14 protein-coding genes are annotated in these 14513 nt (G+C 36.6%); 2 read left to right on the forward strand and 12 right to left on the reverse strand.

Translation table 11 applies throughout. The annotated features are described in order from the left end of the window. Positions 1 to 355: 355 nt before the first annotated feature. Both HUF13_RS01010 and HUF13_RS01015 read left to right on the forward strand, forming a co-directional pair. Complete coding sequence (locus HUF13_RS01010) at positions 356 to 793, forward strand: acyltransferase family protein (protein WP_173473403.1); 438 nt, start codon at positions 356 to 358, stop codon at positions 791 to 793. Between the two features lie 188 nt (positions 794 to 981). After that, positions 982 to 1353, forward strand: a complete 372-nt coding sequence (locus HUF13_RS01015; RefSeq protein WP_173473404.1) for a hypothetical protein — start codon at positions 982 to 984, stop codon at positions 1351 to 1353. A 92-nt stretch (positions 1354 to 1445) separates the two neighbouring features. Here HUF13_RS01015 and HUF13_RS01020 read toward each other — a convergent pair whose 3' ends face one another. The 12 genes from HUF13_RS01020 to HUF13_RS01075 all read right to left on the reverse strand — a co-directional run bounded on the left by HUF13_RS01020 (position 1446) and on the right by HUF13_RS01075 (position 14384). Continuing rightward, positions 1446 to 2348, reverse strand: a complete 903-nt coding sequence (locus HUF13_RS01020) for a glycosyltransferase (protein WP_173473405.1) — start codon at positions 2346 to 2348, stop codon at positions 1446 to 1448. 24 nt (positions 2349 to 2372) lie between these two features. Further along, complete coding sequence (locus tag HUF13_RS01025) at positions 2373 to 3476, reverse strand: glycosyltransferase family 1 protein (RefSeq protein WP_173473406.1); 1104 nt, start codon at positions 3474 to 3476, stop codon at positions 2373 to 2375. A gap of 32 nt (positions 3477 to 3508) precedes the next feature. Then, entirely contained in the window at positions 3509 to 4564 is a 1056-nt protein-coding gene (locus HUF13_RS01030; RefSeq protein ID WP_173473407.1) for a glycosyltransferase, read from the reverse strand. Next, a complete protein-coding gene (locus HUF13_RS01035; protein WP_173473408.1) occupies positions 4561 to 5097 on the reverse strand; it encodes an acyltransferase in 537 nt (178 codons plus the stop codon). Before HUF13_RS01035 ends, HUF13_RS01030 begins: the two co-directional genes overlap by 4 nt. Positions 5098 to 5113: 16 nt before the next feature. Then, the gene (locus HUF13_RS01040; RefSeq protein WP_173473409.1) at positions 5114 to 6295 is read right to left on the reverse strand and encodes a glycosyltransferase; all 1182 of its coding nucleotides are present in this window, start codon (positions 6293 to 6295) and stop codon (positions 5114 to 5116) included. Then, the gene (locus HUF13_RS01045; protein WP_173473410.1) at positions 6292 to 6867 is read right to left on the reverse strand and encodes a DapH/DapD/GlmU-related protein; all 576 of its coding nucleotides are present in this window, start codon (positions 6865 to 6867) and stop codon (positions 6292 to 6294) included. Before HUF13_RS01045 ends, HUF13_RS01040 begins: the two co-directional genes overlap by 4 nt. Before the next feature lie 10 nt (positions 6868 to 6877). Continuing rightward, entirely contained in the window at positions 6878 to 8011 is a 1134-nt protein-coding gene (locus HUF13_RS01050; RefSeq protein ID WP_173473411.1) for a glycoside hydrolase family 5 protein, read from the reverse strand. Further along, a complete protein-coding gene (locus HUF13_RS01055) occupies positions 7998 to 9341 on the reverse strand; it encodes an O-antigen ligase (protein ID WP_173473412.1) in 1344 nt (447 codons plus the stop codon). Before HUF13_RS01055 ends, HUF13_RS01050 begins: the two co-directional genes overlap by 14 nt. Positions 9342 to 9347: 6 nt before the next feature. Continuing rightward, positions 9348 to 10820 (reverse strand): hypothetical protein, encoded by a 1473-nt coding sequence (locus HUF13_RS01060; RefSeq protein ID WP_173473413.1) that lies wholly within the window; start codon positions 10818 to 10820, stop codon positions 9348 to 9350. A 79-nt stretch (positions 10821 to 10899) separates the two neighbouring features. Then, on the reverse strand, positions 10900 to 11637 hold the full coding sequence (locus HUF13_RS01065; RefSeq protein ID WP_304038679.1) for a WecB/TagA/CpsF family glycosyltransferase: 738 nt from the start codon (positions 11635 to 11637) through the stop codon (positions 10900 to 10902). Between the two features lie 141 nt (positions 11638 to 11778). After that, on the reverse strand, positions 11779 to 12867 hold the full coding sequence (locus tag HUF13_RS01070; protein ID WP_173473414.1) for an NAD-dependent epimerase/dehydratase family protein: 1089 nt from the start codon (positions 12865 to 12867) through the stop codon (positions 11779 to 11781). A 170-nt stretch (positions 12868 to 13037) separates the two neighbouring features. Beyond that, positions 13038 to 14384 (reverse strand): UDP-glucose/GDP-mannose dehydrogenase family protein, encoded by a 1347-nt coding sequence (locus tag HUF13_RS01075; protein ID WP_173473415.1) that lies wholly within the window; start codon positions 14382 to 14384, stop codon positions 13038 to 13040. Positions 14385 to 14513 lie beyond the last annotated feature (129 nt).

Raw genomic sequence — 14513 nt, forward strand, 5'->3', positions numbered from 1 at the left:
TTTTTGCGTGACGAAAAGAGCAAATATGCGATTCTAAAACTTAAAGATAATTCTAGTGAAAATCGAATTTAAGGTGATTATTCAGATTGTTTTGCGGATGGTCCTGGACAAGGGCTAGAGTTTTTATCTGAATTGCTATAAGGTTGTGATTGCATCAAGGGATAAAACGTTTTTTCGGTGGATATGAGGCCCCTTATTGGCTTTCGTCACTTGAGAACCTTTGATTTTTGGAGGTATATTTTAACAATCTTCTCTTGAAGATGGTTTCATAATCAAGAATCTTCAAAAACGTTTTTTTCTGTCGAAGAAAACAATCGGTGCATTTTTGAGAATGTTTAAAAGAAGGATGTTATAGATGATCGAAAAAAGATTGGATTATATAGACTGCTGCAAAGGTTTGGGTATTTTTTGGGTGCTTGTTTTGCATTCTAACAATCTCGTTTTTTTTGGACAAGGGAATTTTGTGACTCATGGAATGCATCTTTTCTTTATGCCCATTTTTTTCATGGCCTCAGGTTTTGTTGGATATAAAGTTTTTGTTGATAACTATTCTTTTGATAAATTTCTTCAAAAGAAAATGTACACGCTTTTAGTTCCTTTTTTTGTATTTGGGTTGGGATATTCTTTTTTACGTGGGTATTTAGAGGGCAATGCGAATGTACTTTTTATTGTTAAAAGTTTTTTCACGCATGTTATGAACAATGGTTATTGGTTTATATTAGTTTTATTTGCCATAAAATTTCTGTGCAGTTTGACCTCTTTTCTTTCCTGTAAATTTCAAAAAAAAAGTTGAATTGAAATTAATTATTTCTTTGATATTGTCTTTCTCTGTTGGATATTTAGCAACTGTATATATTCCGTCTTTGAAAAAAGTTGCTTTTTATGCTCCATTTTTTCATTTTAGGAGCTTGGTTTTGAATTAAAGATTTGCATAATTATATTGTTAAATCTTATGAATTTATTTTTGGAGTTGCTTTTGTTATGTTAATGATTCTTTATACATTTATGTATCAGACAGGAGCTAATTTTAAACCGATTTATTGGCTTGCTCTTCAATTTATTCCTACAATATTTGTCTTCTTATTGATTTACAAGTCTGATTGCTCTAAGGGTGTAATGGGTATTTTTTCTCGGATTGGTACGATAAGTTTGGATATTTATGTTCTTCATTATTTTTGTTTACTTGGTTTTACCCCTGATACCATGAAGTTCTTCAATTATGATAATTTGCCTCTATTGCCTCAGACTGCATTGCTTACTGCTGTTGCCTTAATTATTTTGTTCTTTACAGTAGTCCTTTCTAAAATTTTTAATTCAAATTCATTTTTAAAATTTTTGCTAGGTAAGTTTTAATTGGGTTGAAAATTAAATAAAATCACCTGCGAGAATGGATATCGCAGGTGATGAAAATTTGTGAAAAGAACTAAAGTCGTTTAAAGGCTAATTTAAATAATTTCTGGGTTTGATTTAATTCCATCATATAAGCCTTTGACAGCGGCTTTAAATGCTTGTATTTTATTTTGGGCTCTAACAATAGAAGGAAGAGTAAAGTACAATAGGAAACCCATAAAACTTTTACAATAAAAGTTTTCGTACCCGATTCCGCCATAATTTTTAAATTTCTTATTTAAATAAATAAGGTTCCTATGAACGTAATACACTCGTAATGGATTGACGTATTTTTTATAGGATAGTTTTGCAATATTCTTGTTTTTCGTTATTTTACTTAACCACAAGAAAAATTTAACAACACGTGGCGATTTTAACGATATTTTTCCAAATTCCTGGTCTATAACTAAATTTGTCAGTTGAAGGATTCTTAAGCCTTTTTGCTTTACTCGCTTGCAATAATCATTATCTACAAAATCAATAAATAACCATTCGTCAAATTTTCCCATTTGTTCCCATATCTTGATGTTTGTGCAACTTGCAGAAGTTATACAAAAATCAACATCTATAATCTCTTCTTTAGAAGAATTTATTTGTAAATACTTTCTACGTTTATCAATTACTTGAGGAGCTAAAATCGCCACATTGGGGATGGAAAAATATTTAGAGAATTCGCTTACTATATTGGCGGGGAGTATCGTGTCTTGGTCTAATGTAATAATCCATTCGTAGCCCCTTTCTTGAGCTTCTTGCATTATGCTGTTTAAAGCATGTGCAACGCCTTTATTGCCGTGCTCTGTTTTGTAAACGATTCGCTTATCGAAGTCTTGATAAAATTCTTGATTACCGACATTGTCGAAAAGAATGACCAAGTCAACTTGTTTTAAAATTCCTGATAAACATTCTTCAAATCGAGAACGTTCTGGATTAAATAAAACGATTCCTGCTGCAATTTTCACTTTCACTACCTTGTGGAGAAATCTCTAGTTTTTGCTCCAATAGAGATTTAGTAATTCTTGAGCTTCTTTATGGATGTTGTATCCAGTATTTGTGAGAGATACTTGATTATTTTCTGCTTGAACGAAACGATTGTCTTTATTTGTGTTTTGTAACATGAATGTAGCCCATTCCTTTGGACTTTTTTCTAAGGATATGGGGAAACAGCTTGATGAAGCTAAAACTTCACTTGATATTACGTCCGATAGAAACACTGGTAATCCCGAAGCTTGAGCTTCAAGAACTGCCAAAGGTAGTCCTTCCCAAAGAGATGGAAATAAAAATGCATCCATAACACTCATCATTTCAGGAATATCAGTACGAGTTCCGGCCATTACTACGGCATCCTTCAAATTTAAATGTTCAATCTTATTCTTGATTTCTTTTTCTAATGAACCGCTTCCTATTAATAGTAATTTGCTGTTAGAACACAATTTATGAAATTCGTAAAAAACATCAATTATAAAAGAATGATTTTTCGGCTTTGTCAGATTACCTACGTTTCCAACGATAATATCATCTTTTTTAAATCCAAAATTTTTTCGAAATGATTCTCGTTTGCTTATTGTTGGAATAAATCGATGTATATCAATTGCATTTTTTAGGATCTTGAAGTTTCCTTTTCCAAATAGCCAATCTCCAGCAAGTGAAGAACATGCAATGGCAGTTGTATAACTTCGTAAAAAAAATGGATGCAAAATGGCGTTTACAAATGGGTGTTCGGTTTTGCTAGTGTGATTATGTACGATTCGTACAGGAACATTTGAAACTGCTTTAAGTTCGATGAATGAGGTTGAACTATTGCCGTGAATGTGAACAATGTCGTATGATTTACTCAATTTTTTTAAGGCAAAAAAATATTTCCATATTTTTTTACGTGGAGGAAGTTTAAAGTATTTGCAACCAAATAGGTTTATTTCGTCTAGTAGATTCTGGTTGGGATTGTTTGTACAAGCGAAATCAAAATGTAAATTTGTTTTGTCTATTGTTCTCCAGTAGTTCATCATAACAGTTGTTATTCCTCCACATGATTCAAAATCAAGCGTGAAAATAACTAAAATTTTTCTAATCTCTTTCGTTTCTTTGGACATTTTTTATGTTCCTTACCATTGATTTTTTACTACTATTCAAATATTTTTTCATACAATGACAAATTTACAAAATCATAATTCGAATAAATGCTTCTAAAATTTAAGCATTTTTTCATAGCTTCTGCTAGCGATTCTGGATTTTCTGGTTCTGCTAAAAAACCGTGCTCCCCTTCATGAATTAAACGAGAAATAATAGGGATGCATTTTGTGGCTGCGATAGGTGTATGTAAATATAATGCTTCAAGAAGGACGTTAGGTAATCCTTCTGCTCTTGATGATAGTACAAAGCAATTGGCATGTTTTATATAGGGGTATGGATTGCTTTTATAACCTACGCAATGAATGCAATCGTTTAATTTATATTTGTCAATTAACCGCTTAATGTTTAAATACACTAGGTTTTCATCACCACCTGTTTGTCCTATAATAAATAATTCAATATTCGTAGTACATTTTTTTAATAGGTGAAAAGCCTCAATCAAAATGTCAAAGCCCTTTGCAGGGGCAAATCTCCCTGATGCTACAATTTTATAGTTCCCATTATTGGAAAATGGGCTATGTGCATTTTTTATTTTTTCTTCGATGTAGCTAGTGTCAACAGGATTCTGGAATACTGTGATTTTGTTTGTGTTTATTTTGGCCCCTTGAATAAGTCCTTCCTTCATTTCTTGGGTTTGAGCTATAATTTTTTGCGCATGTTTATATGTGAGTTTAATCATCCATTGATGGATTTTTGAAAAATAACCAAAATTGTTGTCGCTACGGATTATGAATTTCAAGTTAGGAAATAAAGGCTTTAACATCAATAGTTTCGTATTTATATTGATAACTGATGCGAATACAATATCTGGTTTTTCGTTTTTGATTTTTTTATAAAGACCATATATTTGCTTTATAGGATTTTTTGTTTTTATTTGGTCTATTGCGTAATCTGAAGGAACGAAATCGGCAATTGTATTTTTGCCGACACCAACAGAACAAAAAGAAACTTCGAATTTATCTTTATTTAAGTTTTTCCCAATTGTTACCGTGACTCGTTCTGCACCACCGACTCCGGATTGGAGAAATAAAAGAATTTTTTTTCTCATTTTCTAAAATCCATCATGTTTTTATGAATGAATTTGTCTTCAGATAAATTTAGTAAAAGCTCCTTTTTTCTTTTTTCGGATAATCCTTTGCTATTTAAGTTGAACTTTAGATTTTTTTCAATGTATTCGTCAATTGTGCATATTATTTTTGCAGGATTGCCTCCAACAACAACATTGCTGGGAATTGATTTTGTTACAACGCTACAGGCTCCGATTATTACGTTGTTTCCGATTGAAACTCCTGGCATAATTGTTGCCGAATTTCCTATATAAACAAAATCTCCGATTTGAACTTTTCCGAAAAAATCGAATTTTGGATATTTTTGTCTTACGGCACCTCCACCACCATGTGTGTGCATCTTGACACCACTTGTGATTTGACAGTGATTCCCAATCGTTATTAAATATGGTTCTGTACTCCAAAAGTCGCTCGCTATAAAGTTGCTTGAACCCATATTTACTCCGGCTAAACGGGCTCGTTTAGCCGGAGTAAAAAGAAATTTTTTTATCAACTTGAATATTTTTTTTAACATTGTGAAGTCCTTGTTTTTAATGTTCTGTGTTATTTAAAAATGAAAGAATGTAATGAGCCATTTTTTCCAGGTCTTCATCTTGTTTACTTCTAATGTAAGATTCTCTTTCGAAACCTTTCTTTATATATTCGGATCTAATAGATTTATTCTCCATTTGAAGTATGCGCATCTTTATTTCGTCTATGGAATATGGATTGAAATAAAGTACGGCATTGCCACATATTTCAGGAATGGAGGCTATTGCGGAGGCTATAACGGGGCATCCTTCATGCATGGCTTCCAAGGGTGGATAACCAAATCCTTCGTTCAATGACGGATAAATAAATAGATACGCATTGTGGTATAGTTCTGTAAGTTTTGTTTCATCAACATATCCGACAAAAACAAATCGGTTTGGATTCTTTATATTTATTGTAAGGTCAGATTTTTGCTTTATGCCAGTAACGATAACTATTCCTGAGATTTCAGGGTGTTCTGTGAAAAGCTCATCTAGTGCGATAATCGCTCTAACGCTGTTTTTTATCCAACGATTTCCGCTAACGATTAGATAGTATTTTTCAGCGATGTTTGATTTTTCTTTTACTCGAATGGAATCGTCAATTGTAGATGGCGAGAAAAAAACTTGAATATCATTTGCCTTGATTTGGGGAATGAATGTCAGTAAAGAATACTTAGAGTGATTTGAAACAGTAACGAACGAAATATTTGATTTTGTTAATGATTTTTTTTGGTATTGTAAATCACATATATAGTTTTTTTTTCTTTTTCTTTTTAAAAAGAATTTATATATACTCTGAATAATTTTTACTCTTTTTAATGGAAATTTCCTGTAATATATCTCATATTCATCAAAGGGTAATTCAAGGACACGTAAACCGTGAATTGTAACTATGATGTGAAAAGAATCATCTGTTAAATAAGTAGAATCTATTAGAGGGCTATATAAAATATTACCATATTTTCTAGAAATACTTAAAATGGATGCGTCCCTTTTTTTTTCCATGATAATGTTTTTTGAATGACATAGCTTGATTACAGATTCATCGATGTAAATGGAATCGTCATAATATGCAGCAATTTTATCTGGAGCGATGTCCACTAACTTTTTAAATATGGCAATCCCGTATTTAGCTCCTCCATGAAATTTTGTACCATTCATGGGCTGGGTCTTTGTTAGATCAAATAAAATTTTTTTCATTCTATTGGGACCTTTTTAATCTTTCTTGCTGGAACTCCGGCAACAGTTGTGTTACTTGGAATGTCTTTAGTTACAACGGCTCCTGCTCCGATTGTAACATTGTCTCCGATGTTTACTGGTGCTAAAATTGTTACTCCTGTTGAAATATAACAATTATCTCCGATTATTGCTTTGCCTTCAATACCTGGTTTTTTTTTCCCGATTAAAACCATTGGCAATATGGTGGAATTTTTTCCTATGTGAACGAATTCGGGTATTTTCCGGAATCCAGGATGTGTTAATTTAAGTCCTTTTTGAACGCTGTTTGGCTCAATGAAAATAGAATGTTTTAGTTGGCGGTTTCTGAACGTAAAATGCCAAAAAAATTTTAATGCTTTTTCAAAAATGTTAGGATTTTTTTTGTTAAAATAATATTCATAGAATCTTAAAGAATACAGAACTTCTTGTGCGGGAAGCATTTCGTTCCCGCATAGAAACATTTTAAGCATGTGGAAAAATTGTAACATAGGGTTTCTATAAACACCTAGTTCTTCTTTTATGATTTCTTTTAAATCTTTTTTTGAAAGATCCATGAACATGTTCCTATTTTAATGATTGTAGCATTAATGTATCAAGATTTCTTTTTTCATCCCAAATTCCAAATCCAGCTCCGTTCATACCCCATAAGGTGTAAGAAATATTGTATTCCTTCATTACGTCAACAATATCTTTAAACCATTGATAGCGTAAAGAATCAGGCATGGTTCGTAAACAGCCGAATTCTCCAAGATTAATTGGAAGATTATATTTTTGTGCAAACTGAACTACTGTTTGTACCTCTTTTGATATATAATCCTTTCCGTAGTTTTCTTGTGTGAATTGGAACTTGCTTTGGAGTGAATCTGGAAGTTGCTTGTATTCTTCTTCGGTCAATAATTTTCCTGGATAGTGGATGGGACCTTTGTAAAAAGCGTATTTACCCCAAGGCGCTTTGTAGTGTGTAAATAGGCTTGGCCTATAATAATGAAGCGTAAGAACAAGATTGGAATCATTTGGTGGAATATCTAAATATTTAAAGGTCCAAGTTTGGTTTCCACGATTTGAACCCACGAATAGGACTCGTTTAGGTTCTTTTTCTCGAATAAAGCTTATCCATGGATTTATAACATTGTTCCACAAAAAATGTTTTTTATCTGGAGCTGCGGGTTCGTTTAGGCATTCGTAGGCAAGAGAATCCGTTGAATAGTTCGAAAAGGCATTTTGTAGTTTTTCCCAAATTTTTAGGAATTTTTTAATCTCTAAATCGGATTCAAATAGCTGGTTGTCTTCTCTTTCGAATGTGTGATTCCGTGTTTTATGAAGATCTATGATAACTTTTAATCCGTTTTTTAAGCAAAAATCCGTTCTATCGATTAAAATGTTCTTTACGTTTAATCGGTAGTTCAAATTTTCATCAAATAAGTTTGCTTCGCTGATTGGGATTCTGACATGGTCAAAACCGAGCTCTTTTAGTAAGAGGATTTTTTCATGTGTGACAAGTGTGTCTATTCGAATGGAATCAAGAGTTCCAGCTTCGAGCCATTCGTTAAGGTTTATTCCTTGTTTAATTTGAAAAGATTTTGTCGGTTTAATAGGGGCCTTTTCGCTGTTCGCGTAAACGAATGCTATACCGATAAAGATTGCTAGAACTACAGTGCCTAGTAAAAATTTGTTAAAAAAATTTTTAGCGGAGCGCATATTGCTTTTTGGGAGGTGGTTGATATTTTGAAATGGCAAAGAAAGCAGAAATGATGAAAAATGACCATGTATTTTGAATGCCTGTAAGCAAAATAGACAGGAAATAACTAGAGAAATACCCTAACCATAAAAGGAATTTGTCTTTGGTGACGTGCTTGAATATCCATTTTGTGAATAAGTATAAACTGAAACAAAAGCATATAAAACCGAGTATTCCTTGCTCTACTATTTTTTGGAATAGAACACTTTCAAAACCATACATACTATTGAAAGATGACGAGGAAAAATATTGAATGGAATTAAAGCCAAGCCCACCAATGGGATTACCTGAAGCGATGCTTAATGTCGTTTCAAATTGTTCAGAACGCATGGAAATATTGCTTCCATCTATATTGGCTGCATCGCTATAAGAATTGTCCCAAAAGAAAAGTCCTGATTCAATGTATTTTATATAACCTGCTGTATATTGATATTCCTGTAGTGGTTGTATTAAAATGAGAAATGAGGCAAAAGAAACGATTAGGTATTGAAGAAGCTTTTTTTTCTTGATAGAGATTAAGTAAAAAGAACAGATGCAGCAAAGAACTACTATGGATGTTCGACTTCCTGAAAAAAGAATATTAGAAGTCGCTAGTATAATAAAAATGTATTTGATAACTTTGTTTTTTATGCAATCTCTGTAAATTAGGAATAAGGATAATAAGACACCCCATAATTGCCCCCATGTTAATGGATGTTCCAGTGTTCCTGAAATTCGGCCGGTTAACCCACCGCGTATTTGTTCTAAGAAAAAATCAAATCTGTTCTCTCCTACGTATATGAGTGATATGGTATCTATATAGGGGTTTAGTTTTGTAATATATACAATTATTCCATAAATTCCGGCAAAAATCGCTGTGTAGAATAAAATATTTATGTGTTTTGTGTTGAAATTTTTAAATGCGTAATAAGCGAAAATGACGTAAGGAATTTCTTGGCTTAATGTTTTTAAGAATGAAAAAATTTGAAAATCAAAAGGCGTTGCATCAGATGATAGCAGAATCAAAAAGAAGGTCGTAGAATACGTAAAGCCTAAATATATGAGTAGACCTTTGGGAAAATAGACTCTAGCCGTTTTTTTTTCTATAAAGGCTTTATTCAAGAAAAATGATATAGTTAGCGCTATTAAGAGAAAATCGTTAATTGCAATTGATACCGGACCTGCAACGAAGCGCACAAAAGGAGGGAATAGAATTTTTGCGCACAACGAAAGCAAAAATCCGAAACTGAAATTTCGAATACACGCGAATACAATCAGTGAAATAATAATGTCTATAATTATTATAACCATAAATAACTAATTAGCACCTTTTCGTTGTATTTTTTTTATTAAGTAATCTCGATCTCCCGTATCTACGCCTATCAAAATGATGATAGCTAAAGCGACACTCATCAGCAAGCCGCTTTTGGCACATACTGAAATATATATATTATCAAATACAATGAGTTCCTGAATTACAAATCCAACTCCCAAACAGATGGCACTTACTATAATTATGGGCGAAAGAGATTTTATAAAGAAGAGTTTTAAACCAAAGTGATAATGTCTATTCATTTCCCAAACGGTATATAAGGAGTAAATTAGGCTTAAAAATGCGACAAGGATAACCGGAATAATGGGATTTGCATCGATTTTTAGTAGTACGTACGAAATTGGTAGGGCACTAAGTGTTATCAGGCGTCCGTAAATTTGAATATTCTTTATTTTGCCTGTGGCTAGCGATGTGTCGTTAAATGGTCGACTGAATACGGTAAACAATGTTTCAAATACAACAACCTGGGTAAATATTTTGGTGTATTCAGGAACTTCGCCTAACCACAATTGCAGGATGTTTTTTGTTTCGAATAGAAACGGCATAGCAATGATTAACATTACGTAATAAATGTATTTAGTCGCTTTCATTGCAAGCAGGAACATTTCCTGGATTTTGTCCTGTGCATACATTTTTGTAATTTGGGGTCTTACAGCTGTATCAAGATTTGTACCGAATTGTGCTATAATTCGATCGAGTTGCGTTGCTAGGGCTTTGGCTCCGTTTATTGCTGGTCCGAAAAACATGTTCATTACAATGTTAATTCCGTGCTTTCCTAAGGCCCAGGATATAACGCCGAACGAGTTTATACTAATGAAAGATGTTAGTTGCTTGAATATTTGCTTGTCGAAGTAACCTTTAATGCGTGTTTCCTTGTACTTTGACAGACAAAATACAATGTAAATTAAGGCAACAATCGTGTTGATGCAAAGGAGTAAAACCCCGTAGTAAATTAGTTTGTCGAACGTTGTGTTCTGGATGATTGCGTAACAAATGGCTAGTTTTGAAAATCCCTCAAAAATGCTTAAATAGGCGTAAAAGGACATTTGCTCTCTTGCTATAATGTCGCTTTCAAAGCAAATTTTAACGAACTGTATTATTAGTGATATTATGGATAAGTGAAATACTATTAAGGCCGCGTCCAGTCTATCTGGTGAAATTACAAGCTTTTTGTAAATTAGCCATAATCCAATGGGCTCAATAATTAAAGCTGTAATTAGAGCAAATGCTAAATGCAGAAAAAAACTTTGGGAAAAATACTGGTTTGTATATTTGTTGTCATTTCGACCTAGACCAATGTTGATAAAGCGCTGTGTTGAGTTGGACAATCCTGACGATACGAAATCGAACATTATAATGATTGATCCGACGACATTATATATTCCTAAGTCATCTACTCCTAAAGCCTCAAGTATCTTTCTTGTTGTAAAAAAACCGATGCCCATTAGAAGGAACATGCGGATATACAAAAAAAAAGAATTTTTGAGTATTCTGTTGGAATTTGACATGTTGAGCAGTTCTGTTTTTATTTGATAATTATTGGTTGATCGCCTTGTTATTCTTGTGAGCTAGCCATTCTCTAAAAAACATTACTGGAAACCAAAAAAAAGCTTTTAAATAACGTTTGCGTGTATGTTTTTCTTTGATTATGCGATACACAAAACGTAAATCCAGAATATCAAATATCCGCGGATAATAAATAAAGCTTGACATTGATGTTTGGGATATAAAGCCCCCGCAAGTGAATGCGATACCTTCATAGTAGGCTTCTTTCAATCGCGAAAGAAATTTCTCTTGATTTATCGCGCCCATCCCGCAGACCACGAAATTGGGTTTTGTGATTATGATTTTTTGAATTTCAGAATCAATATCTTGAACGCTGTTGAAATAACCGTTACGAGTTCCTGCGATAATCAATTTAGGATAGTGTTCTGTAAAAGACTTCATTGCTTGATTAATTTCGTTTGGCATCCCGCCTACGAAATAAATGGTTTTATTGTGGTCTATTGCATATGCAAACAATTTTGGCGCTAACGAAGTCATGTCGAAACTGCATCGTTTAATTCGCTTATGGTAAAGAATGGTTATTGCGATTGCAAGAAATCTGCCATCTATAAATATTCCGTCAAAATTATTATATAAATCCTTGTTTTGAATAGCTTCCAAATACGATACAGGGTTAAGGAATGTATATATTTTCCCTTTTTCTTCAAAAATATTCGGGTTATTGGGATCTGTTTCTATTATTTTCTTTATAAGCTTTGGGATAGGCACTATACAAGTCCTTTAAAAGGGGGAGATTATATACAACAACCCGTCAGCCCCTTTGCAAGGAACCTTACAAAGGGGTCTGTTAATTCGCAAATTATAATTGTATAATATCATTGCGATATACTCCATTTTCAATATTAATAATTATTCCCCTCTCCCATACCACCCGGCATACCATTCTGCAAACTTTCTTAGCCCATCCCTGAGTGGGGTGGCGGGTTTGAATCCAAAATCGGCCTCTAGTGCGCTCGTGTCGGCGTAGGTCACAGGCACATCACCTGGTTGCATGGGCACGAGTTCCTTGTGCGCTTCGAAGTCGTAATCGGCGGGGAGCACTTTCGCGCGGACGAGTTCTTCTTGGAGGATGGTCACGAAGTCGAGCAGGTTTTCGGGGTGATTATTTCCGATGTTGTAAACCTTGTAGGGCGGGAGCGGTAGTCCGTCTTCGCCGTTCTGCTTTTCAGGGGCGTGCTGCATCACGCGGACGACGCCTTCGACGATGTCATCGACGTAGGTGAAATCGCGCTTGCACTTGCCGTAGTTGAAAATCTGGATGGTCTTGCCGGCCTTGAGCTTGTTGGTGAAGCCGAAGTAGGCCATGTCTGGGCGGCCGGCGGGTCCGTAGACGGTAAAGAAGCGTAGTCCGGTGCTTGGGATGTTGTAGAGTTTGCTATAGGCGTGCGCCATGAGTTCGTTGCTCTTTTTGGTGGCAGCGTATAGCGATACGGGGTTGTCCACTTTATCATCGGTGGAGTAGGGAACTTTTTTGTTGCATCCGTACACGCTGGAGGAACTTGCGTAGACGAGGTGTTCGAGTTCGCCTTTGCCCGCGCCCTTGCGGCAGGCTTCGAGGATGTTGTAAAAGCCGATGAGGTTGCTTTGAATGTAGGCGTCGGGGTTTGTGATGGAGTAGCGAACGCCGGCTTGGGCGGCGAGGTTCACGACGACGGCGAAGTGGTACTTTTCAAACAGATTATCGAGGGCGGTCTTGTCTGCGAGGTTCGTTTTGACGAAGGTCCATTTTTTGTTTTTCTCGGTCGCAAGTGCTTCGATTTCCTTGAGGCGTTCATGCTTGATGTTTACGTCATAGTAGTCGGTGATGGAATCGAGCCCGACGAGCTCGGTGCAGGAGTAGCTGTTCAGCAACTTCTTACAGAGATTGCTTCCGATAAAGCCTGCGGCTCCTGTCACAAGGACTGTTTTTCCATCTAGAATAACGTTTTTATCAAGCATTTATATTCCTTTTTACACTAACCCAAAACACCTATATTAATGAACCTTTACTGGATGGGGCTATCGCCCCTACCCTTTGGCTCGGTCATGCCCAAGCTTGCTTGGGCGCGACTCTCGCCTTCTGGGTAGTCTTCACTTCACTGCGTTTCGTTCAGGATGACGCGTGTGGCTTAGCACCCAATCGCAGAGTATTCGAATCCGGCTTCGGCGAGTTCCTTGGCGTCGTAGATGTTGCGGCCATCGATGATGAGGGCATTCTTCATCGACTTCTTCATTACGCCGAAGCTTGGCATGCGGAACTGCTTCCATTCGGTCACGAGGAGGAGTGCGTCTGCATCGAGCAGCGCTTCGTACATGTCCTTGCAGTAAACGATCTGGTTTGCAATTGCCGCAGCGTCATTTCGCGCAGCCATTCTACGCTTGCATTCATTCATGGCAACCGGGTCGTACACGCGGACTGTCGCTCCGGCTTTCACGAGCAGGTCGATGAGCACGAGGGCAGTGGCTTCGCGCATGTCGTCCGTTTCTGGCTTAAAGGCGAGACCCCACATGGCAATGGTCTTGCCTTTGAGGTTCGCTTCGCCGCCGAAGCGTTTCGCGAGTTTGTTGAAAAGGACGGTCTTCTGGTATTCGTTCACTTCTTCGACGGCTTTTAAAACGCCCATCTTGTAGCCGTTCTTCTCGGCGGTCTTGATGAGGGCCTTCACGTCCTTCGGGAAGCAACTTCCGCCGTAGCCGCAGCCCGGGTAGAGGAACTTGCTGCCAATGCGGGTGTCGCTACCGATGCCCTTACGGACCATGTTCACGTCGGCGCCTACGAGTTCGCAGAGGTTTGCGATGTCGTTCATGAAGCTGATGCGGGTCGCGAGCATGGAGTTCGCTGCGTATTTGATCATTTCGGCGCTCGGGATGTCCGTGAAAATCACGCGGAAGTTGTTGAGCATCATCGGACGGTAGAGGCGGGTCATGAGTTCCTTAGCCTGTTCGCTTTCGACACCCACGACAACGCGATCGGGTTTCATGAAGTCCGTGATGGCGCTGCCTTCTTTCAAAAATTCCGGATTGCTTGCAACGTCGAACGGAACGTTCACGCCACGCTTGTCGAGTTCTTCTTGAATGGCTGCCTTGACTTTTTTTGCGGTTCCTACTGGGACGGTGGACTTGGTCACGAGAACGGTGTATTTTTTGATGTTCTGGCCGAAGGTGCGGGCAACGGCGAGCACGTATTGCAAGTCGGCGGATCCGTCTTCGTCTGGGGGCGTTCCCACGGCGCTAAAGACCATTTCTACATCGTCAAGAATGCTGGCAAGATCGGTTGTAAATTTGAGGCGGCCTTCGCGTTGGTTGCGGAGAACCATTTCGTCGAGGCCCGGTTCGTATATAGGGATTTCACCTTTTTGGAGAGATTCGATTTTAGCTTGATTCACGTCGACGCATGTCACGTTGACGCCCATTTCGGCAAAGCATGTGCCGCTGACAAGTCCTACATATCCTGTTCCAACGATTGCGATATTCATAAAAATCCTTGATAATATTTGTTTTAATAATCGTAAAGAAATGTAACAAAAATATCATGTAAGTTGCTGTCCGTTGGGATTATATTGAAGGACTGTTGGGTGTATTTGCAATTTCTCACAATTGGGTAC

The sequence above is a fragment of the Fibrobacter succinogenes genome, from assembly GCF_902779965.1.
Classification (GTDB): Bacteria; Fibrobacterota; Fibrobacteria; order Fibrobacterales; family Fibrobacteraceae; genus Fibrobacter; species Fibrobacter succinogenes_F.

What these genes read in the sequence shown, in the direction of transcription:
- HUF13_RS01010 (WP_173473403.1), top strand. Translation starts at nt 356, where the DNA reads ATGATCGAAAAAAGATTGGATTATATAGACTGCTGCAAAGGTTTGGGT.
- HUF13_RS01015 (WP_173473404.1), top strand. Translation starts at nt 982, where the DNA reads ATGTTAATGATTCTTTATACATTTATGTATCAGACAGGAGCTAATTTT.
- HUF13_RS01025 (WP_173473406.1), bottom strand. Translation starts at nt 3,476, where the DNA reads ATGTCCAAAGAAACGAAAGAGATTAGAAAAATTTTAGTTATTTTCACG.
- HUF13_RS01030 (WP_173473407.1), bottom strand. Translation starts at nt 4,564, where the DNA reads ATGAGAAAAAAAATTCTTTTATTTCTCCAATCCGGAGTCGGTGGTGCA.
- HUF13_RS01035 (WP_173473408.1), bottom strand. Translation starts at nt 5,097, where the DNA reads ATGTTAAAAAAAATATTCAAGTTGATAAAAAAATTTCTTTTTACTCCG.
- HUF13_RS01040 (WP_173473409.1), bottom strand. Translation starts at nt 6,295, where the DNA reads ATGAAAAAAATTTTATTTGATCTAACAAAGACCCAGCCCATGAATGGT.
- HUF13_RS01045 (WP_173473410.1), bottom strand. Translation starts at nt 6,867, where the DNA reads ATGGATCTTTCAAAAAAAGATTTAAAAGAAATCATAAAAGAAGAACTA.
- HUF13_RS01050 (WP_173473411.1), bottom strand. Translation starts at nt 8,011, where the DNA reads ATGCGCTCCGCTAAAAATTTTTTTAACAAATTTTTACTAGGCACTGTA.
- HUF13_RS01055 (WP_173473412.1), bottom strand. Translation starts at nt 9,341, where the DNA reads ATGGTTATAATAATTATAGACATTATTATTTCACTGATTGTATTCGCG.
- HUF13_RS01060 (WP_173473413.1), bottom strand. Translation starts at nt 10,820, where the DNA reads ATGTTCCTTCTAATGGGCATCGGTTTTTTTACAACAAGAAAGATACTT.
- HUF13_RS01070 (WP_173473414.1), bottom strand. Translation starts at nt 12,867, where the DNA reads ATGCTTGATAAAAACGTTATTCTAGATGGAAAAACAGTCCTTGTGACA.
- HUF13_RS01075 (WP_173473415.1), bottom strand. Translation starts at nt 14,384, where the DNA reads ATGAATATCGCAATCGTTGGAACAGGATATGTAGGACTTGTCAGCGGC.